The organism is Actinosynnema sp. NPDC023794 (genome assembly GCF_040639675.1).
In the GTDB taxonomy this organism is placed as follows: Bacteria; Actinomycetota; Actinomycetes; order Mycobacteriales; family Pseudonocardiaceae; genus Actinosynnema; species Actinosynnema luteola.
This window is the reverse complement of record NZ_JBFAFR010000019.1, coordinates 62,387-82,244: the sequence shown is the minus strand read 5'-3', so window position 1 is coordinate 82,244 and position 19,858 is coordinate 62,387. Positions and strand designations below refer to the sequence as shown.

General features: G+C 71.6%; 14 protein-coding genes. All 14 read right to left on the bottom strand.

Annotated elements, in window-relative coordinates; all coding sequences use genetic code 11:
- Positions 1 to 3: 3 nt before the first annotated feature.
- Positions 4 to 5,817, bottom strand: coding sequence for a hypothetical protein (locus tag AB0H12_RS30560; RefSeq protein WP_499627584.1), 5,814 nt, complete (start codon positions 5,815 to 5,817; stop codon positions 4 to 6).
- A gap of 129 nt (positions 5,818 to 5,946) precedes the next feature.
- Entirely contained in the window at positions 5,947 to 6,111 is a 165-nt protein-coding gene (locus AB0H12_RS30555) for a hypothetical protein (RefSeq protein ID WP_499627582.1), read from the bottom strand.
- A 39-nt stretch (positions 6,112 to 6,150) separates the two neighbouring features.
- Complete coding sequence (gene lipP1, locus AB0H12_RS30550; RefSeq protein ID WP_499627580.1) at positions 6,151 to 7,074, bottom strand: LipP1 family hormone-sensitive lipase; 924 nt, start codon at positions 7,072 to 7,074, stop codon at positions 6,151 to 6,153.
- A gap of 15 nt (positions 7,075 to 7,089) precedes the next feature.
- Positions 7,090 to 8,058, bottom strand: a complete 969-nt coding sequence (locus AB0H12_RS30545; RefSeq protein WP_499627577.1) for an alpha-ketoacid dehydrogenase subunit beta — start codon at positions 8,056 to 8,058, stop codon at positions 7,090 to 7,092.
- Complete coding sequence (locus AB0H12_RS30540) at positions 8,058 to 9,056, bottom strand: thiamine pyrophosphate-dependent dehydrogenase E1 component subunit alpha (protein ID WP_499627576.1); 999 nt, start codon at positions 9,054 to 9,056, stop codon at positions 8,058 to 8,060. The genes AB0H12_RS30545 and AB0H12_RS30540 overlap by 1 nt, the downstream gene beginning before the upstream one ends.
- Positions 9,044 to 9,943 (bottom strand): phytanoyl-CoA dioxygenase family protein, encoded by a 900-nt coding sequence (locus AB0H12_RS30535; RefSeq protein WP_499627574.1) that lies wholly within the window; start codon positions 9,941 to 9,943, stop codon positions 9,044 to 9,046. The genes AB0H12_RS30540 and AB0H12_RS30535 overlap by 13 nt, the downstream gene beginning before the upstream one ends.
- Positions 9,944 to 9,956: 13 nt before the next feature.
- Positions 9,957 to 11,045 carry a 4-hydroxyphenylpyruvate dioxygenase gene (gene hppD, locus AB0H12_RS30530; protein WP_499627572.1) on the bottom strand — a complete coding sequence of 363 codons (1,089 nt, stop codon included), beginning with the start codon at positions 11,043 to 11,045 and terminating at the stop codon, positions 9,957 to 9,959.
- On the bottom strand, positions 11,026 to 11,316 hold the full coding sequence (locus AB0H12_RS30525; protein WP_499627570.1) for a hypothetical protein: 291 nt from the start codon (positions 11,314 to 11,316) through the stop codon (positions 11,026 to 11,028). The genes hppD and AB0H12_RS30525 overlap by 20 nt, the downstream gene beginning before the upstream one ends.
- 13 nt (positions 11,317 to 11,329) lie before the next feature.
- A complete protein-coding gene (locus tag AB0H12_RS30520; RefSeq protein WP_499627568.1) occupies positions 11,330 to 12,739 on the bottom strand; it encodes a class I adenylate-forming enzyme family protein in 1,410 nt (469 codons plus the stop codon).
- Positions 12,740 to 12,846: 107 nt separating this feature from the next.
- Positions 12,847 to 14,196, bottom strand: a complete 1,350-nt coding sequence (locus tag AB0H12_RS30515; protein ID WP_499627567.1) for an aminotransferase-like domain-containing protein — start codon at positions 14,194 to 14,196, stop codon at positions 12,847 to 12,849.
- On the bottom strand, positions 14,193 to 15,881 hold the full coding sequence (locus AB0H12_RS30510) for a condensation domain-containing protein (protein ID WP_499627566.1): 1,689 nt from the start codon (positions 15,879 to 15,881) through the stop codon (positions 14,193 to 14,195). Before AB0H12_RS30510 ends, AB0H12_RS30515 begins: the two co-directional genes overlap by 4 nt.
- Before the next feature lie 3 nt (positions 15,882 to 15,884).
- On the bottom strand, positions 15,885 to 17,531 hold the full coding sequence (locus AB0H12_RS30505) for a class I adenylate-forming enzyme family protein (RefSeq protein ID WP_499627564.1): 1,647 nt from the start codon (positions 17,529 to 17,531) through the stop codon (positions 15,885 to 15,887).
- Positions 17,532 to 17,702: 171 nt separating this feature from the next.
- A complete protein-coding gene (locus AB0H12_RS30500) occupies positions 17,703 to 18,680 on the bottom strand; it encodes a thioesterase domain-containing protein (protein ID WP_499627562.1) in 978 nt (325 codons plus the stop codon).
- Positions 18,677 to 19,819, bottom strand: coding sequence for a glycosyltransferase (locus AB0H12_RS30495; RefSeq protein WP_499627561.1), 1,143 nt, complete (start codon positions 19,817 to 19,819; stop codon positions 18,677 to 18,679). The genes AB0H12_RS30500 and AB0H12_RS30495 overlap by 4 nt, the downstream gene beginning before the upstream one ends.
- Positions 19,820 to 19,858 lie beyond the last annotated feature (39 nt).

Genomic DNA, 19,858 nt, shown 5'->3' with positions numbered 1-19,858 from the left:
CGCTCAGCATCCACCAGCCGACCAGTCGTACGCGGCGCGGGCGGGCGGTTCGGTGAACGGGTGGGTGTAGTAGGCGGTGAGCATGTCGATGCCGAACGACATGTCCTTCGGGTCGATGCCGATCGGTGACGGCACCGGGTCGAGGTAGTTCAGGGTCCGCCGGATCGTCTGACCGGGCTGCCCGTCGATGCTGATCTCGTTCTCACTCGTGGCGAACTTGCCGGGCAGCGTGCTGACCGCGAGGCAGGCCACCGAGAAGTCGAACTTCCTGGACAGCCGCAACTCCTGGTCGGCGAGGTGGAAGCGGATGCCGTGGATGGTGTTGCTCCGGTCGAGCTTCAGCTTCACCTCCTGGTCCGGGCCGGGGATGTCGACGTGGAACGTGAGGTCGACGTCCGGCTCGATGGTCAGCCCTCCGAACTTCAGGAAGATCCGCTCGAAGTCGCCCTCGATGCCCGTGGTGAGGTAGCTCAGCTCCGCACCAGGCAGGAACCTGACCCGGCGGAACCCGGTCAGGACGAGCTGGAAGTCGTCGATCTCGATCTTCGGCACGCCGGCGTGCCCGGTGAGCGTTCCCCTGGCGTTGCCGAGCACCGGCACGTCCTGGTTGAACACCTCCAGGTCGATCTGCTGCACCGGGTAGGCCGAGTGCACGGTCGCACCGAGCTTCAGCTCACCGGTCTTCGGCGTGGAGTCGACCGCGATCGACGTGTCCTTGTTGGGCACGACGGTGGTCTCCGCGCCGAGGTCGGTGAAGCCCGCGAAGGCGTTGCCCGCGAGCGGGATGTCCACCCCGCCGATCGGGAACCCCTTGATCAGGTCGGCCTCCACTTCGACCGATCCGTCCAGAGTGGACTGAGCGGCGTCCGCCGCCGACCGGCCGCGGTAGCCGAGCTTCGGTGCGCCGACGGCGCCAGCCGCGAAGCCGGCAACCTCGAAGTCGAGCTTCGCGGGCACGTCGGTGATCGAGAGCCGCCCGGACGCCGGACCGCCCTGGAACGCCGCGGTGACGTGCGCGGTCAGGCTGCCGATGCCCTCCGACGCGACCGAGCGCACGGTGCTCTTCGAACCGAAGATCCCGTCAACGGTCACCTTGCCCGGCACGTTGGACAGGCCGGCCGCGCCGTACACGGTCCCGTAGTCCGCCGTGGTCGCCTCGATCCGCGCGTCCACCCCGCCCAGCGACGCCCCGTGCGCGTCGTGCGCGTAGGTGAACCCACGCGGGTCCGCCTCCGCCGGGTGGAACGGGCCGACGGTGAGGTGGTCGATCGTCGGCGACAGCCCGGAGAGGGTGACCATGCCCGCCGCGTGCGACACCTCGTCCACCAGGCCGTCGAGCGACGCGTACAGCCGGAGCGCGCCACCGGCGGGCGAGTACCCGGTCAGGTCCACCTGCTTGGTCTTGAGGTCGACGGTGACCGTCCTGGGCAGGCCGGGCAGGTTCACCGTGGCCACCGCGCCGAAGCAGGCGTCGAGCAGCGTGCAGAACGGGCTGTCGTCCTGCGCGCAGCCCGGTCCGGCCGCGCAGGACCGGCCCCGTGCGGCGACGCCGTTGTCGAACAGCGGCGCGCCGAGCTCGTTCAGCGCGGCGATCTTGCCCACGCGCGCCTCGGCCTGGAAGGCCGCCTGCCGGTCCGCCCGGTAGGTGATCCTGCCCTCGGTCATGCCGATCTCGACGGTGTTCGGCGTCTCCAGGAGCGCGGTCGCGGCGATCCTCGTGTCGTCGGCGCCGTTCGCGGCGAACACCGCGTCGGCGTCGAGCGCGATCCGGGTCGCCGCCATGGCGAGCGTGGCCTTCGAGCCGGTCTTGTCCTTGGTGTAGGTGACCGACCTCAGCCCGGCGATCGTCGCGCTCGCGTCGATGTCGTCGCTCACCTCCCGGTAGTGCCCGGCGAGGTGCGGGCCGACCGGTGACGTCGCGCGACCGTGGTTGGTCACCGCGAACGTCGCCGACCCGAGCGCGGACGACTCCGCCGCCAGCCGGTAGTTCCCGTCGGCCCAGTCCGCGGTGAACTTCGCCGGGATGTCCCGCAGCTCGCCGAACGCCGACCAGTTGCGCCCGTCCACCGGGATGTCGCGCACGAGGGCGGTGACCGCGCTGATCGGCGCGGACATGGTGACCTCGGCGTGTTTGGCGGTGGCGTCGACCACCACGTCGGCCTCGGCCGGCACGCCGCGCACGGCCGCCCGGAGGTGCCCGACGCGGTCTCCCGTCACGGTCAGCGCGATCTCGTCCACCGGGGCGGAGTTGCGCATGCTCAGCGTCGTGCGGTCGCCCAGGGTGCCGGTGACGCGCATGGACGCCGGCAGGTTGGACACCGCCACCCGGCCGCGCACCACCGGGAACCGCTGGTCGGTGGTGCGCGTGTCGACGTCGAGGGTGAGGGCTCCGAGCGCGGCGGACGCCGTGTAGCCGACGTCCACCTTGCCGCCGCCGACGTCGATCGGTCCGACGGTCAGGTCCACCGGCGAGGGCCCGTCCGCCAGCGTCGCCAACGCCTTGAAGTCGGGCAGCGCGTCGATCAGCCCGTGCACGCCGACGTACGCCTGGAGCGGGCCGGTCGGCCGATAGTCGTCCAGGACGACCGTGCGGGCGTTCATGTCGACGGTGACGGCGGTCGGCAGGCCCGGCAGGCTCACCGTGCCGACCACGCCGAAGCAGCGCGGGAACGTCGAGCAGAACGCGCCGTCGTCCTTCTCGCAGCCGGTTCCGTCGTCGCAGCCGCGGGCCACCGCGGCGACACCGTTGCCGAACAGCGGCGCCCCGAGCCCGTTCAGCGCGGCGATCTTGCCGAACGCGACGTTGAGCGCGAGGCCGACGTTGCGGTCGGCGGCGTAGGTCAGCCTCCCGGACCCGTAGTCGACCCGAATGGTGCTCGGCAGGTTGTCGACCCTGCCGGACACGGCGAACTTGACGTCGTCGACGTTGTCCGCGGTGGCGAGGACCGCCTCCGCGTCGACGAACACGGGCGCGCCACCGGTGTCGGTGTCGAGCCGGAAGGTCTGGTTGCCCTCCGTCTTCGAGTACTCGACGTGCGACAGGTTGCGCACGGCCATGCTCGCGTCGAGATCGCCCGTGGACTGCCGGTAGTGGACGGCGGCGTGCAGGCCGGTCGGCGCGACGGTGTCGCGGTGGTTGGTCACCGCGAACCGTGCCGAGGCCAGTGGCGCGGTCAGGGCGCGGAATCGGTAGTCGCCGTCCGCCCAGTCCGCGTCGAACTCGGTCGGGATGCCCGCCAACTCGGCGATCGCGGTCCAGTCGCGACCGGCGGCGGGAGTGCGGGCGACGACCGCGATGCCGTCCATCGCCTGCGCGAGCGTGCCCTTCAGGTGCTTGGCGGGCAGGTCGATCGTGACGTCGACGCTCGTCGGCACACCGGTGGTCAGCGCGGACAGGTAGTGGTCGTCCTGCGGGCGCAGCGCCTCGATGTGCGCGAGACCGGCGAACAGCTCGATCCGCGGCACGCGGCTCGACGCGGCGTAGAGCAGCCTCGGCTGCTCACCCACCTCGTACTTCAGGTCCAGGGTGGATGGCAGTTCGAGGACGGTGCCGAACAGCGTCGGTCCGTTCGCGGTGTTCGTGTACGCGACGTGCACCCGGTTGACCACGGCACTGGCCCTGTAGGCGACCGTGCGGTTCGCGGTGTCGGCGTCGACCGACAGCGTCGCGGGCAGGTTGGAGACCTCCAGCCTGGCCTTGTGCACGCCGTCGATGTCACCCGCGCCGGTGAACGCCTGGCCACCCGGCTCGAACTCGGTGCTGAGCCTGGTGTGGCCGTCGAAGTGGGCGTCGGCCGTCTTCAGCCCGGAGATCCGGGCACTGGCCCCGATCTTCTGGTCACGGGTGATCACGGTGGCGTGGTCGCCGTCCAGCGGCGCGTAGTCGCCGAGGTTCTTGGAGAACGCGACCGCGGCCGACCCGATGGCCTGCTCCGCCTTCAGCTCGACGTGGCTCGCGGCGCGATCCACCAGCACGTCGAGGCGCGTCGGGAGGGCCCGCAGCGAACCGCGCCCGACGATCGCCGGGTCGCGGTCGTAGAAGTTCACGTCGAGCGCGTCCAACCGGCTGCTCGCGGTGTAGTTCGCGGTGATCCTGTCCTGCGCGGTCTTGAAGTTCGCGTCCCAGGTCTCGGGCACGGCCCTCGCGCCGGCTTGGAGCGCCCAGTCGAGCCGCTGCCCCGCGTAGACGTAGTCGGCGAACAGGACGTCGTCGATGGTGGAGTCGGCGCGGTACTCGACGTCGGCCTCGCCGCCGCCGACCGGCCTGGTCACCGCCGCGGACACCCGCGTCGGCAGCGTGTCGACCTTGAGCTGGTCGAACCGGCTCGTCCCGCCGCGGTTGGAGAGGACCTGCGCGTCGAGGTGGGTGCGCACGGTGCTGCTGGAGTCGACGGTCGCCCGTTGGCCCCGATCGGCCGCACCCGGATCGATGTACGCGTGCGCGTGGAAGACGTTCGGCACCGGGGAGAACCGGGCGCTCGCGACGGTCGGGTCGTAGGCGTCGCCGGCGCTGTCGTCGCGCACCGACGCCATGCCCGCCGTGATCGCCAGCGACTCGCCCGCACCGGCCGACAGCAGGGTGGCCTTGATGTCGTAGATGCCTTGCAAGGCGCGGATCGGGTTGAGCGTGAAGATGCCGAGCGTGCCGGTGGGCAGGCTGCTGCCACGGCGGAACCCGTCGAACCCGAGTGAGAGCCGCGTGCGGCCCGGGATGTCGTAGACGGCCCACACGTGCCCGGGCAGGTCGCGACCGACGTGCTCGCTGGTCGGCAGGCGCAGTTGCAGGAACGCCAAGCCGACGTTGATCAGGTCGAGCAGGGCGGTCAGCTTCTCCTGCACGGTGGTGTTCAGATCGCGCAGCAGTTCTTCCAGCTCCAGCTTCTCCAGCAGCCACTCGGGGTGCAGGATCACGTTCAGCGGGTCCTTGAGCAGTTCGACGAGCACGTTGAGGCGCGCGGTGGCGTCGGTGATCTGCCGCTCGAGGTCGAGGATCTCGCGGACCGGCCCGACGACGTCGCCGACCGCGACGGCGGGCAGCAGGTCGGCCAGCACGTCCGGGGTCCGGTCGCCGGTGACGTCCACGATCGCGGGTACGCCGAGCGGCAAGGTGAGGGAGCAGGACACCTGCTTCGTGGTCGACTCGGAGCACACGCGGTAGGTGATGCGCGGGATGCCGTCCGGCAGTTCGTTCAGCAGGGCCAACGGGTCCACGGGCAGCGGCGGCGGGATGTTGCCGGACAGCAGCGCGTCGATCAGCTCCTGGATCGTCGCGGGCCGGCTCGGGTCGACGAGCTGGGCCGACGACACCTGCGGCTGGAGCTTCCGCGCGTCCAGGTCCGGCGTGCCGTCGGGGTTGAGCCGACCGGCCCGCCCGAGGGTCGCCAGCGCGTCGGCCGCCGTCGCGTCGACGAGTTCCTGCCCCGGGCGTTGCGGCAGGGTGAGCTGGTACGGGGAGACCGGTGGCCGGGGCACCACGGGCGCGCGCTCGACCGGCACCGTGCCGGGCGCCGGGTTGAGCCCCGGCAGCGGCTCGATGTCCTGCAGCGCCTTGGATCTCTCCCGCGTGATCGGCACGTGCCCGTCCGGTCCGGGGTCGATCGGGCCGAGGTCTGGCACGTCCAGCGCGGTCGCGCCGGGTGCGGTGGGCGCGGGTGGTCGGACCTCGGGCGAGGCGGGTGCTGCCGGTGCGACCGGCGGCGTCGGCGCGGGCTCGGGTGTCGGCGCGGCCATCGCCGTCGCGCCGAGCGCGATCTGGCCGACAACCGCGACACCGGCCACCAGTACGCGCAACTTCGTGCGGCGTGCATGAGTGAACACTGCTGCTCCCCCCGAGTCAGCGAAGGTCCCCCCGGACCTCCAGGGCGTGTGTGCCCGCTGTTAACCGGACCACCGGCGGCAGGCATCGTCAATAGGCCGTTGGCAGCAGTCCCCTTGGTCCGCGGGTGGTCACGCCCCGGACCGCGCACGGTCGCGGAGCGCGTCGACGTCGCGTGCGGTGAGGGTGCCGGCCAGGTGGTCGACCAGCGCGCCGGTCCCCGCTCGGCAGTCCGCACCGGCCTGCGCCGGCGACACCAGGAGATGGCCGCCCGCTTCGTCGACCTGCACGACCATGCCGGAAGTTCTTCAAGTCGCCGGTCCCACCCCAGGGCCTCAGCCGTCGATCACGAGGTGCTCGCGCAGGAACGCGGCGACCTCGGCCCTGGCTCCACGTGCCGCGTCCACGACACCCGACATGGCGAAGAAGCCGTGCGCCACACCGTCATAGCGCGTGGCGACCACGGGCACACCGGCCTCCCGCAGGCGTTCGGCGTACTGCTCCCCCTCGTCGCGGAGCGGGTCGTGCTCGGCCGTGATCACGAGTGCCGGCGGCAGCCCGGTGAGGTCCTCGGCCAGCAGCGGCGAGACCAGGGGGTTGCGGCCGTCGTCCGGGCTCGCCAGGTAGTGGCTCCAGTACCAGGCGACGGACCGGCGGTTGAACGCGGCGGGGTCGTCGTTGACCCGCATGGACTCCGTCCCGCCACGGTGGTCGGTGTTGGGGTAGACCAGCACTTGCGCGGCGAGCGCGAGTTCGCCTCGGGTGCCGAGGGCGGTCACCGCCGCCAGGTTGCCGCCGGCGCTGTCGCCGGCCACGGCGAGGCGGTCGGGGTCGACGCCGAGGGAGGCGGCGTTCGCCGCGATCCAGGACACGGCAGTGCGGCAGTCGTCCACGGCGGCGGGGAACTTGTGCTCGGGCGCCAGGCGGTATCCGACGGTGATCACCTGGCACGGCACCGCGTTGGCCAGCGCGCGGCAGATCTCGTCGGACGTCTCGATGCTCCCGAGCGTCCAGCCGCCGCCGAAGAAGTAGACCAGGGTGGGCATGGGCTCGGCCGTGTCCACCGTGCGGTAAATCCGGATCGGCAGGTCGCCGTCCGGTCCGGGCAGGTGGCGGTCGGTGACGTGGCGCACCGGCTCACCCTGGCCCGCCGCCGCCCGGATCGCCCCGAGGTCGGCCTCCCGGGCTTCCTCGACCGAGAGCGTGTACAGCGGCCGGACGCTCTCCGGCGTCGACCGCACCTGCGGGTCCAGTGACATGCGGACCTCCCGTGGTCAGTGTTTCAGCACCTTCTGGATCGCGGCCGTCAACTGGGCGCGATCGGGCTGCACGGCGTGGTCCAACGCGAGGGCGAACGGCACCACGGCACCGTCCGGCCTGGTCACCCGGACCGGCGGGGAGAGCAGGTCGAACCGCTCCGCCGCGGTGGCGAGGACCTCGGCCGCGATGCCGCACATGCGGTTGGAGTCGTCGACCACGACCAGCCGACCGGTCCGGGCCACCGACGCGGCCAGCCCGTCCCAGTCGAAGGGGTACGCGGTGCGCGGGTCGAACACCTCGACCGACACCTCGCCGGCCAGTTCCTCGGCGACCGCGAGCGCGTCGTGCACGAGGTGCCCGACCGCGACGACCGTGACGTCCTCGCCGTCCCGGTGCACCCGGCCGACGCCGAGCGGCACCGGGGCCAGCGCGTCGAAATCGACGTCCACCCGCACCCCGAGCGCGGCTGCCGGCGCGAACAGCACCACCGGGTCGTCGTCCCGGATGGCGGTGACCAGCAGGCCGTAGGCGTCCTCGGGTGTGGCGGGCACGACCGTCTTCACGCCCGCGTGGGCGAACAGGGCGTACGGGTGGTCGGAGTGCTGCCCGGCCCAACCGGTCTTCGACCCGGAGCCGGGCACCAGGTAGGTCACCGGCACGCGGGCCTGGCCGCCGGTCATGAGCGAGAACTTGTGCGCCTGGTTGACGATCTGCTCGAACGCCAGGTACAGCAGGGCCGGGATCTGGAACTCGATCACCGGACGGCGACCGAGCAGCGCCGCCCCCGTGGCGAAGCTCGTGAACGCCTGCTCCGACAGCGGCGTGTCCAGCACCCGGTCCGGCCCGAACCGCTTGAGCAGGCCCGCGGTCACGTTCGAGACCGCCACCCGGACGTCCTCGCCCAGCACGAACACCGCCGGATCACGGGCCAGCTCGTCACCGAGTGCCCGGTTGAGCGCCTTCTGGTACGACAGCCACGGCATCACCCACCACCGCCCGGACGCGCCCGCATCCCGGTGGCGTACAGGTGATCGAGCGCGCCGACCGGGTCGGGGTGCGGGCTGCCGAGCGCGAACGCGACCGCCGCGTTCATGGTGGACTCGACCTCCGCGTCAACCCGTTCCCGCTCCACCGCGGGCAACCTCGCGCCCTGGATCAGCACCGGGTCCCTCTGTCGTCCACTGTGGACCTCTTCGTCGTCCCGGTAGCGGACCCGGGCTTTGTGCTCCCACGTGTGGTGCGCGTCGAACCGGTAGGTCAGGCACTCGACCAACGACGGCCCGCCGCCCGCACGGGCGCGGTCCACCGCCGCACGTGCCGCGTCGAGCACCGTCCGGGGGTCCATCCCGTCCACCGTCACCGAGGGCATCCCGAACGCCGCGCCACGTCCCGTGATCGTGCCCGCGACGGCGTCCGACACTGTCAGGGTGGTGGCGTAACCGTTGTTCTCGCAGACGAACAGCACCGGCAACCGCCACAGGGCGGCCAGGTTCATGGCCTCCAGCAGCACGCCCTGGTTGACCGCGCCGTCACCGAAGAAGCTCACCGCGACCTGGTCGCCGCCGTCCTGCCTGGCGGCCCAGGCCGCGCCGGCGGTGATGGCGCCGTTCGCGCCGACGATCGCGTTCGCGCCGAGGATGCCCAACCCGAAGTCCGCCGCGTGCATCGACCCGCCGCGCCCCCGGTTCAGCCCGGTGGCGCGGCCGGCCAGCTCGGCGAGCACCCTGGCGGGATCGGCGCCCTTCGCGAGCACGTGCCCGTGCCCGCGGTGGGTGCTCGTGATCATGTCGTCCCCGCGCAGCGCCGCGCACACCCCGACCGCGATGGCCTCCTGGCCCGTGTACGGGTGGATGCCGCCGACGATGTCACCGGAGCGCACGAGCTCGACCGCCCGCTCCTCGAACCGGCGGATCAGCCGCACCGTCCGGTACAGGCCGATGTCGGTGTCCGGCGCCGGCCGCACCACGGTCAGGCCCGCCACACCGGAGGGCAGAACTCCGGATCGGCGTAGTCCGGCCTGCCGTCCGGGGTGTGGCGCACGACGGAGTCGTGGTTGTAGAAGGCGAGGCTGCCGTCGGACAGGGGGAACTCGCGGTAGGCGTTGTCGCCGTCCTGGAGGTGCAGCGAGATGGCCTGCCGCGGCCGGGCCGCGCGGTTGGGTCCGCTGCCGTGGTAGGTGCGGCAGTGGTGGAAGCTCATGTGCCCCTTGGGGATGATCATCGGGATCTTGGTCACCCGGGTGCCGTTGTGCGCGGCGTTGGCCGAGAGCAGGTTCTCCAGGTGGTTCGCGTCCCGCTCGGCGAAGTGCTTGGTCGCGCTGTCGTCCGAGCCGACCTCCTCCCAGCGGTGGCTGCCGTCGACCATGGTGATCGTGCCCAGTTCCTCGTCGCAGTCGTGGAACGGGATGAACGCGGTGAGCATCCGGTCCGACGAGGACGACGACCAGTAGTGCTTGTCGAAGTGCCAGGGCACGACGTTGGACGGCTCCGCGGCGATCGGCGGCTTGTAGATCAGGGTCGACTGGAACACCCGGATCTCGTCGGCCTGCGCCAGGCGTGCGGCCACCGCGCCGAGCAGCGGCTTGAGCAACGCCTTGGCGATGCCGTCGCTCTCGTAGTGCACGTAGTCGTTGTGGCGCTGCACGTCGCCGTCCTCGGGCGTCCAGTAGGCCAGCCGGGGAGGCCGGGTCGGCAGCCGACGGCTCCGCTCACCCGAGTAGTACCGGTCGACCGCGGCGGCCAGCTCGTCCACCTCGTCGTCGGAGAAGAGCTTCTTGGACAGGTACCAGCCGTGCTCGGCGTAGAACCGGACCTCGTCGTCGGTCGGGAGCAGGGCGCGCTCCTGCTCGGTCAGCGTGAACTCGTGCACCGTGGTCTCCCCTTCAGCCGGCCGTCGTGCCGGACAGTTCGCCCCGCTTCGCCTCGTACAGCGCCTTGATGTTCCCGCTGCCGAAGGTCAGCGCGCCCCGCCGCTCGATGATCTCCAGGAACAACGTCCGGCGCACGTGCATCGACTCGGTGAAGATCTGGAGCAGCTGTCCCCAGTGGTCCCGGTCGACCAGCACGCCGAGCTCGCGCAGCTCGTCCAGCGGCGCGTCCAGGTGGCCGACCCGCTCTTCGAGCGTGTCGTAGTAGGTGCTCGGCGTGCCGAGGAACCGCACGCCCTTGTCGCCGAGCGTGCCCACCGCCTTGACGATGTCGTCGGTGCCGAACGCGACGTGCTGCACGCCCGCGCCCGCGTGCCAGGTCAGGAAGTTGTCGATCTGACCGGGCCGGCGCTGCGGGTCGGGCTCGATCAACGTGAAGGTGACCTGCCCGGACGGGCTCTGCACCACCTTGGAGTCCATGCCCTGGCCACCGACCTCGACGTACTCCTCGAAGATCTGCGTGAAGCCGAACACGTCCACGTAGTACCGGGCGGTCGGGACGAGGCCGCCCGCGGGCACGCAGATCGCGATGTGGTCGATCGTGCGCAGCAGCTTGTCTTCCGTTTGCGGTTCGGGGTCGGTCACCTCGATCGCGCCGGGCAGGAACGCGCGCCGCGAGCCGTGCCGCTCGACCAGCCGGTGGGTCACGTCGGAGAAACCGGACACCTCGGCCGTGATCACCCGCTGGTCGCGCCCGCCCGGCCCTTCGGCCACGTACTCGCGTGGCGGCGACACCGATTCGGCGCCGCGCTCGGTGAGGCCGCGGTAGGCGGCTTCGACGTCGTCCACGCCGATCCCGATGACCGCCACGCCGTCGCCGTGCCGGCGCACGTACTCGGTCGCCGGGTGGTCGGGGACCAGACCGGTGGTCAGGACGACCTGGATGTCGCCCTGCCGCAGCAGCAGCGAGCGTCGGTCCTCCAGCCCGGTCTCGGGGCCGCCCTGGCCGCAGACCTTGAACCCGAACGCGGTGCAGAGGTAGAACGCCGCCTGCCTCGCGTCGCCCACGTACAGCTCGATGTGGTCAATCCCGGAGATGTTCATCAGGCATTCCGATCACTTCCCGGAGCACGTCAACGGCTCCCGAGACGGTGGTCATGCGGCCGTACTGGCCGCTGTCGAGTTCCATGCGCACGCCGTAGCGCTGTTCCACCTGGTGCACGAGCCAGGCCAGCTCCATCGACTCGATCAGCTCGGGGACGTCGTCCGCCGGTCTGCCGTCGAGGCTGGCGAGCATCGCCAGGATGTCGTCCCGATCGGGGGTGCCGTCCTGGCTCACCGCGGCACCGCGTTCCCCGCCGTCCTCGTCCCCCACTGTCCTCATCGGATCACCTTCCACCACGCGCGACCTCGCGGAGCACCGAGCGGTCACGCACCAGCTTTCCCGTCGTGGTGCGCGGCATCGCGTCGAGCACGTGCACCCGACGTGGTCTCTTGTAGGCGGCGAGCCGTTCGGCCAGTCCCGCCTGGACGGTCGCCGCCGTGGCCGGGGCGTCGAGCTGCGCGTAGGCCGTGATCACGTCATCGTGCAGCACGACGGCCGCGATCACCCCGGGCAGTTCGGCCAGCGTCGCCTCCACCTCGGTCAGGTCGACCTTCAGGCCGCCGACCGACACCTGCGAGTCGAGGCGCCCCTTGACCGTCACCAGGCCGGTGTCCGGGTCGACGGCGCCCGCGTCCCTGGTGCGCAGCCAGCCGTCGGCCCACCGGTCGGGGTCGGACAGGCCCACGTAGGGTGACTGCGGTCGGCTCACCAGCAGCTCGCCGTCGCGCTCGACCACGGCGAGGCCCGGCGCGGGGGTGAGCGCGGGCCGGTGCTCGCCGAACAGGTCGGTCGCGATCACGCCGACCTCGGTCATCCCCCACATGTTGCCCAGCGGCACGCCGTACTTGCCCGTGAAGGCGGTCGCGGCCGCGGCGGGCACCGCTTCGCCACCGGTGGTCATGCGCTTGAGCTGCGGCAGGGACGGGGGGTCCACAACGGACGCGAGCAGACCGATGTGGAACGGCACGCCCAGCACCGTCGCCGGTGTGGCTTCGGCCGCCACCGCGTCCAGCACGCTGTCGCCGGTGAGCCGTTCGGGCGGTCTGATCTGCACGCCCGCGTGCAGGCCGTAGAGCAGCGCGCCGACGAGTCCGAGGACGTGCACCATCGAGGCCAGCACGACGATCCGCTCCCCCGGCAGCGGCACGCCGTCGATCCGGGTGTACCGCTCGACCTCGGCGATCAGGTCGGCGGCCGTGCGGCCGATCACCTTGGACGGCCCGGTGGAGCCGGAGCTGAACTGGATCACCGCGTGCGGTGTCGCCGCAGGACGGCCGGGGCGGGCCGTGACGGTCTCCTCCACCTCGGCGAACGCGCTGAGCGGGCTGCTGGTGATCCGTCCCGGCTCGACCACCACCTGCGGTGCGAGCCTGCCGAGCGCGGCGTCGACCTCGAACGCGGTCAGTCGGTGGTCGAGGAGGCTGACCTGGGCGCCGATGCGCCACCCGGCGAGCAGGTTGACCACGTACGCCACCGACGGCGGCAGGCGCAGCGCGAGCGACCCGCCCGCGCGCAGCCCCGCCTCCGCCAGGCGTGCCTGCCGGTCGGTGACCATCCGGCGCAGCGCGGACCGGTCGACCGGTCCACCCGAATACAGGCAGACACCGTCGTCCGCGCCGCGGAGCAGGATCTCGTCCACCCATTCCGGACTCGTCTCGAGTTCGAATCCGGGCGACGCCAGGCCTTTTGTCATCAGGTCTCCCGCCTGGTCCCGCACAGCTCTTCGAAAAGTTTCGCAGAAGTTCCGACTGAATCACGGTCCGAGTGGGCAGAATCGTACGTCACGGTTCACCCGATGCACTATCGGCCAATCGGCCGCGATGGATCATCACGTTCGCCGATCGGGCGCACGTCATTGATCAGTGCGGCCAGCAGATCGAGGCCGCGGTCGATCTGCTCGACCGAGACGACGCTGCACGAAAGGCGCAGCGCGCGGACTTCCGAACTGTCGTCATAGAAATGACTCATTGGTGTCCACAACACGCCGTAATCGCGCGCCGAGCGTTCCAGGAGCCGGTCGTCCACCACGAACCCGACGGTGACCACGACGAAGAACCCGCCGGTCGGCACGGTCCAGGTGACGTCCGATCCGGGTGGGAAGCGCTCCGCCAGCCCGGTCACGAGGCGCCGCAGGTTCCGGTCGTAGAGCTGCCGTTCGGGGGCGGTCGCTCCGGTGAGGCGGCAGCCGTGCGCCAGCAGCTTGCCGCCGACGACGGCCTGCGCGATCGGCGACGTGTTCACCGTGAGCATGCTCTTGATCTTCGACAGCTCGTCGGCGAACAGGCCGATCGCGCCGTCGGCGCCGGCTACCCGCTGGTCGGCGACCACGTAGCCGACGCGTGCGCCGGGCAGCACGGACTTGGCGAACGAGCCCAGGTAGACGACGCGACGGTGCTCGTCCAGGGCCTTGAGCGTCGGCACCCGGTCCGCGTCGCCGTGGAACAGCCCGTACGGGTTGTCCTCGATCAGCAGGATGTCCTCGGCCGCCGCGACCTCCAGCAGCCGCTGCCTGGTCGCCAGGTCCAGGCTCAGCCCCGACGGGTTGGCGAAGTCGGGGACGACGTAGCAGGCGCGCGGCCGGCGACCGGCGGCGCGTTCCCGGCGGATCACCGCGACCAGGTCCTCCAGGTCGATGCCGTGCTCCCCGGTGCGGACCGGGCGCACGGGCAGGTCGACCAACCGGGCCGCGCCGGTCAGCCCGACGTACGTCGGCGATACCGCGAGCAGCACGTCGCATTCGTCGGCACGCAGCGCGCGCAGGACGAGGAACATCGCTTCTTGACAACCGGCGGTGACGACGACCGATTCCGGGTCGACCGGGATGTCCTCGTCCAGGCGGAGGTTTTCCGCGACCAGTTCGTGGATGATCCCCTTGGTCCGACCGTACTGCAATACGGTGCGCCGCACCTGTTCCTCGGTGAGGTGCCGGCCGAGGTGCTGGGAGAAGATGCGCAGATATCGGTGCACGTCCTCCAGTTCGAAGAACTCCTCGCTCGGCCTCCCGGCGGCCAGCGGTATCGCGTCCGGATAGTGGATCGCCACCTCGTTGAGGAAATTCATCGAGTTCAGAGCGGGATCCTCCAGCGCGCCGAACAGCGTGCCGGTGGCCAGGTCGGCGATATTCTCGGCGGCGGCAGTCGTCGTGCTCACCCCCCGGTGGACCGGCGACGCTCGCGGGTGGCCATGACGGCGCGGAGCAGGTCGTCCAACTCGTCGTCGGACAACTGCGCCAACCGGGCCGCACGATCGGCTTCCGCCACCCGGTCCGCTCGGGCGGCCTCCAACTCCGCCGACACGAACTCCGCGAGCGCCGCGATGGTCGGCGACGCGAAGATGCGCGGTAGGGGCAGGGTGACGCCATAGGTGTCGGCGACTTGTGAGGCGAACCGAACCGCCGTGAGCGATCCCCCGCCCAGGCCGAACAGGTTGTCGTGCACGCCGACCTGGTCGAGCCGGCGGAGCAGGTCGGTCCAGGTCTTGGCCATGGCCTGCTCGATCTCACCCCGCGACGGCACCGGGCTCACGTCCGCCTCGGGCTTCGCGGCCCCTGCTGCGGCGGACCCGACCGCGCCGTTCGGCGGCAGCTCCGTCCGCGACGGCCCGGTCGGCAGCGGCTCGGTCGCCGCGGACCACGTGCCCTCGGGGACCGGCACCGGCAGCTCCGACACGACGCTGTCCGCGGCCACGTGCTCCAGCACCGCCACCACCGACGACAGCAACCAGTCGGCGAACGCCGAGTCGGTGCGGTGTGCCAGGGTCAGCGCGCCGTTCTCGTCCGCACGCAAGTCGAGGTCGGCCTCGGCGGCGTCGGTCAGGGCGATGTGGCTCCGCACGGTCACGCCGGGAAGGTCCAGCGCGGGTGAGACAGGCGGCGGGGAGGTGAACCGCGCCGCGCCGGAGAGGTCGACCCCCAGTTCCTCGGCGAGCACCGTGAGCGGGACCTCGTTGTGCGACAACGCCTGTGCGGCGGCGTCCCGCACCCGGACGAGCAGTTCGGCGAAGGCCGGCTCACCCGCCAAGGACACCCGGACCGGCACCACGTCGGCGAACGGGCCCGCGATCGGCTCCAGCTCCACCCGGATGCGACCACTCACCGGGACGCCGATCACGACGTCGGTCCGGCCCGCGTACCGGGACAGCACCACCGCGTACCCGGCGAGGAACGCCGTGGACAGGGTGGCGCCGACCCCCTCCGCCACGGCGGCCAGTCGCCGGACCGCAGCCGGGTCGACCACCGCGGTCAGCGAAGCGGCGCGGTGTCCGGCCGGGAGTCGCAGCGGTCCGGGAACGTCGCGCAACACCTCGCGCCAGTGCTCCAGCTGACGTGCCAACTCCTCACCGCGCAACCACTCACGTTGCCACACGGCGTAATCACCGTAGTCCATCCACGACCGGGGCAACGCGGACAAACCGTCACGGTACACTGCGGACAGATCGGCGAGCAGCATCCCCAGCGCGGGACCGTCGGCGACGACCCGGTGCGCCACCAGCGCGAACAACCGGCGGTCCGCGCCGACCTCGATCACCGCGGCCCTCACCAAGGGCTCTCGCGAAAGGTCGAACGGCCGCTCGGCCAGCTCCGCGGCGATCGACTCGGCCCTCTCCACGTCGCCGCGCAGCACGACGTGCTCCACCACCACACGCCCCGCCTCCGAGACGACCTGCTCCCCGGAGTCGGTGACGTGCGTCCGGAGCGTCGAGTGCCGCGCGACCACGACGTCCATCGCCCGTTGCAGCGCGACGGGGTCGACCGGACCGTCCAGCCAGGTCGCGTGGGACAGCGCCGTGGGCAAGGAGAGCGCCCACGCCTGCGCGAACGACAGCGGATACCGCACGAGCTACCTCCCGTGTGGCGCGTCCGCCAGGACCCGTTGGCGCATCAGGAACTTCCGCACCTTTCCGGTCGCCCCCACGGTCAGCTGCCCGTCCGACACCACTTCGACCCGCCGCACCGTTCGCGCCACCGCCTCGCCGAGCGCGGCCCGCACCGCCTCGCCCCGGTCCAGCCCCGGATCGGCCCCTTCGTGCAGCACCAGCAGCACGTCGGTCACCGGGGTGCCGTCGTCCTGCTTCGACGCGAGCACCGTGCAATCGCGCACGTCCGGGCAACGGGACAGGACGCGCTCCTCGGACAACGCGGTGTAGAGCCAGTTGCCGTCGCCGAGGTCGACCGCGTCGTTGGCCCGGTCGAGGTGGTAGTAGTAACCCTCCTCGTCCCGGTACATGAGGTCGCCGGTCAGGTAGTAGCCGTTGAGGCGGCTGCGGTAGGTGGCGGTCGAGTCGTTCCAGTAGCCGGGCGCGATCGTCGGCGACTTGAGCCCGCACTGCCCGACCTGGCCGACCGGCACCTCCTCGCCCGTGGTCACGTCCAGCAACGCCACCTCGGCGAACGGGTACGGCTTGCCGACGCACCGGTCGTAGCGGTCGCTGCCGGGCCGGTGGCTGATGGCGAACGCGCTGTGGCCCATCTCGGTCGAGCCGAGCGTGTCGATGAACTTCGAACCCGGCTCGTCCACCACGCCGTCCGGCGTCCACACCGGGTGGCTGCCGACCGCGACCAGCTTGCGGATGTGCGCCTCGTGCGCGCAGTCGCCGGTGCTGGACCAGTTGCGCACCGAGCTCAGGTCCCGCTTCGCCAGGTCGAACCGCGCCAGCTCGGCCCACGTGACGGCGAAGCCGAACACACCGGTGGGTCGCCAGCGCTCGATCGCGTCCAGCACCACCTCGCCGCTGCGCTCGAACGGACCGCCCTGCGCCGACAGGCACAGCAGCTCGTAGCCGTTGCACAACGCCTGGTTCACCACGATGATCCCGGCGGCGTGCGCGGCGGGCAGCACGGACATCTCGCGCACCTGGCCGTGCGGCCTGGCCTCGGTGAGCCGCACCGCGCGCACGGCGGCGAACAGGCTGTGGTGCGAGTGGACGACCGGCGTCGGCATCCGGGTGGTGCCGGAGGAGTGCGTGATCGCCACCGGGTCGTCGCCGTGGTGGCGGTAGGGCGGCGGCGCCTGGTCGGGGTCGCCGCTGCCGGTCTCCGACGCGTCGCCCAGGACGGGCACGCCGAGTTCGTGGTCCCCCAACGCCGCGTGGTCGGCGTCGACCAGCACGCCGACGCCGCGCAACCGGCGGACGAACTCCGCGGCGACCTCGATCGGCATGCTGCCGTTCATCAGCGCCGGGATCGCACCGAGGTGGTTGAGCGCGAAGAAGTTGAGGAACACGTCGGCCGCCGAGGTGACGAACACCGCGACGGGGTCACGTCGGCCGATCCCCCTGCGCGCGAACCAGTCCGCGCGCGCCGCGACCCGTTCGGCCAGGTCGCGCAGCGACAGCGGGGTCCACGCGGGTATGCCGTCCACGTCGACGTCGAAGGTCATCCGCGGGGCGTCGAGGTCGGCGCCGTGCTCCAGCAGCATGGGCAGCACGTTGCCCGCGCCGACCCTCATGTCCTGCGCCAACGCGGTGCGCAGGTTCGCCCCGCTCATCGGACCTCCCGGTTGCAGAGAACAGTGGACCGCCGAACGGTCGCCGTCGAGTCGGGTTCCCACATCGGCGGCGGCATGGGTTCGGGCGGTGTGCGGTGTCCCGCCGACTGCGACGCCGACCGCAGGTCTCGTGAACCGGGCGAGGGGCGGACGCGGACTCCTACCCAGAGACTAGGTTCGCGAATCCCCTGTAGCAATAAGACTTTCGGATGCGTCCGCAGCCGGTTCGGGCGACTTCGGGTTCCCGGCGAGGTGTGCGGAGATCGCGGCGCCGATCCGGGCGACCGGCGCGGGCAGCAGCATGTGCTCGTGCAGGCAGTCCACTTCGACGACGTCGACCGGTCCGCTCACGTAGTCATCCCATGAGGCCACCTTCGCCTCGGTGGGCAGCTCGCTCTCGGTGGCGGAGAGGAACAGCACCGGGCAGCGGACCCGCCCGGGGCGATGGCGTTGTGCCACCGCGAGGTTGTTCCTGATCACGTGCGGCAGCGCGAGCAGCTGGCGATCCGACCACTCGTGCAGCCCCAACCCCGGCCGGCCGCGGACCACGTCCAGCATCCGGTGCACCGGGTCGGGGTCGTCCGGCTCGACCACGGGCTGGTAGCCGAACTCGCGGAGCACGAAGTCGCACACCAGCCACAGGTTGTCGTCGGCCACGCTGAGGCTGTTCGGCAGGCCGGGCATCGCGTCGCCGATGACGAGCAGGCCGACCTCGTGGCCGCGCCGCTGGAGTTCCTCGCCGATAGCGTGCGCCATGGTGCCGCCGATGGACCACCCGAACAGGTGGTACGGGCCGTGTGGCTGGGTGAGCCTGATCTGGTCGGCGAAGTCCCGCGCCAGCTCGGCCATGTCGACCGGCAGCGGTTCCGGCCTGCGCAGCCCACGCAGTTGCAGGCCGTACACCGGGTGCTCGGGCGCGAGGTGCGGCAGCAGCGCGAGGTAGCACCAGCTCGCACCGACCAGCGGCGGCGCGCAGAACAGCGCCGCCCCGCCACCACCTTCCCGCAGCGGCACCACGAGGTCGAGCACGCCACCCGCGCGACGGATGTCGGCCCGCCGCTGCCTCGCCCACGCGAACTCCTCGGCGCCCGGCAGCGCCTTGACCCTGGACCCGTCCACCAGACCGTCCTCCCGCTCGCGTGTGGTCACGTGCCGGACGCCAACCCGACCAGGTGGGCCGCCGCCGCGGCGGCTCCACCGGCGGCGGCGAACTCCGCCCCGATCCGACGGGCGTGGCGCCGGTAGTCCGGCTCGTCCAGCACCGCTCGCACCGCGGTGTCCAGCTCGGCCACGGTGACGTCGAGGATGGACACCTCGATGCCCGCGCCCGACCGGGCCACCTGCCGCGCCAGCGCCACCTGCTCCGCCCGGACCGGTGCGACGACCATCGGGACCCCGAAGGTGAGCGCTTCGTTGACCGCACCTCCGGCGTGGCACACCACCGCGTCCAACTTCGGCATCAGGTCGAGCATCGGCACCAGCTCGGCGGTGATGGCGTTGTCCGGGAAGGACTCCGCGGCCACGCCGGAGGTCACGAAGATCGCCTGCACCTCGTCCGCCATGGGTGCGAGCACCGCCGCGGCCCGGTCGTAGAAGTCGCCGATCATGTGGCCGACCAGCGTGCCGACCGTGACGAGCACGTGCCTGCGGTCCGAATCCCAGCGGTGCCAGGGGAAGTCGGGTGCGTTCGGCCTGGCGCCCAGCGCCGCGCCGGTGAGCACGCAGCGGTCCGGCAGCTCGGCGTCACCCACGAGTCCGGGTGTCATCAGGGCGATCACCAGGTGCGGCGAGAACCGCGGGTCGATCGGCGCGTCGGACAGGCCCGCCATCGCCACCGCCTGCGCCATCTTGTCGGCCACGTAGTCGTCGAAACCGAGGAGTTCGGCCGGCGGTGTCAGCTCCAGCGTGCCGGTGCACAGGGTCGCCCACGGCACGCCGTGCCGGTGCGCCACCAACGCGCCGGCCAGCGCGTACTGCTCGGTGACCACGACGTCCGGCTTGTGCTCCAGCACCGCTTCGTCGACGGGGCCGAGGGTGAAGCGGGTGAACGGGATCAGGTACCCGTCCCACATCGCCCGCACCCCGGCCATGCCCGTCTCGTCGTAGCGGCGGTAGGCCCGTGCGCCGGTGGCGTGCACCGTCGCATCCGGACCGACCAGCGGGCGCAGCACGTCCTCCGGACCGCACCAGACGACTTCGTGACCCGCGCGGGCGAGTTCCTGCCCGATCGCGAGCATGGGGTAGAGGTGGCCTTGCAGCGGCAGTACAACCAGCAGAAACCGCGACACCGCAACATCGTGACACACATTGACGTTCCCCGGAACGAC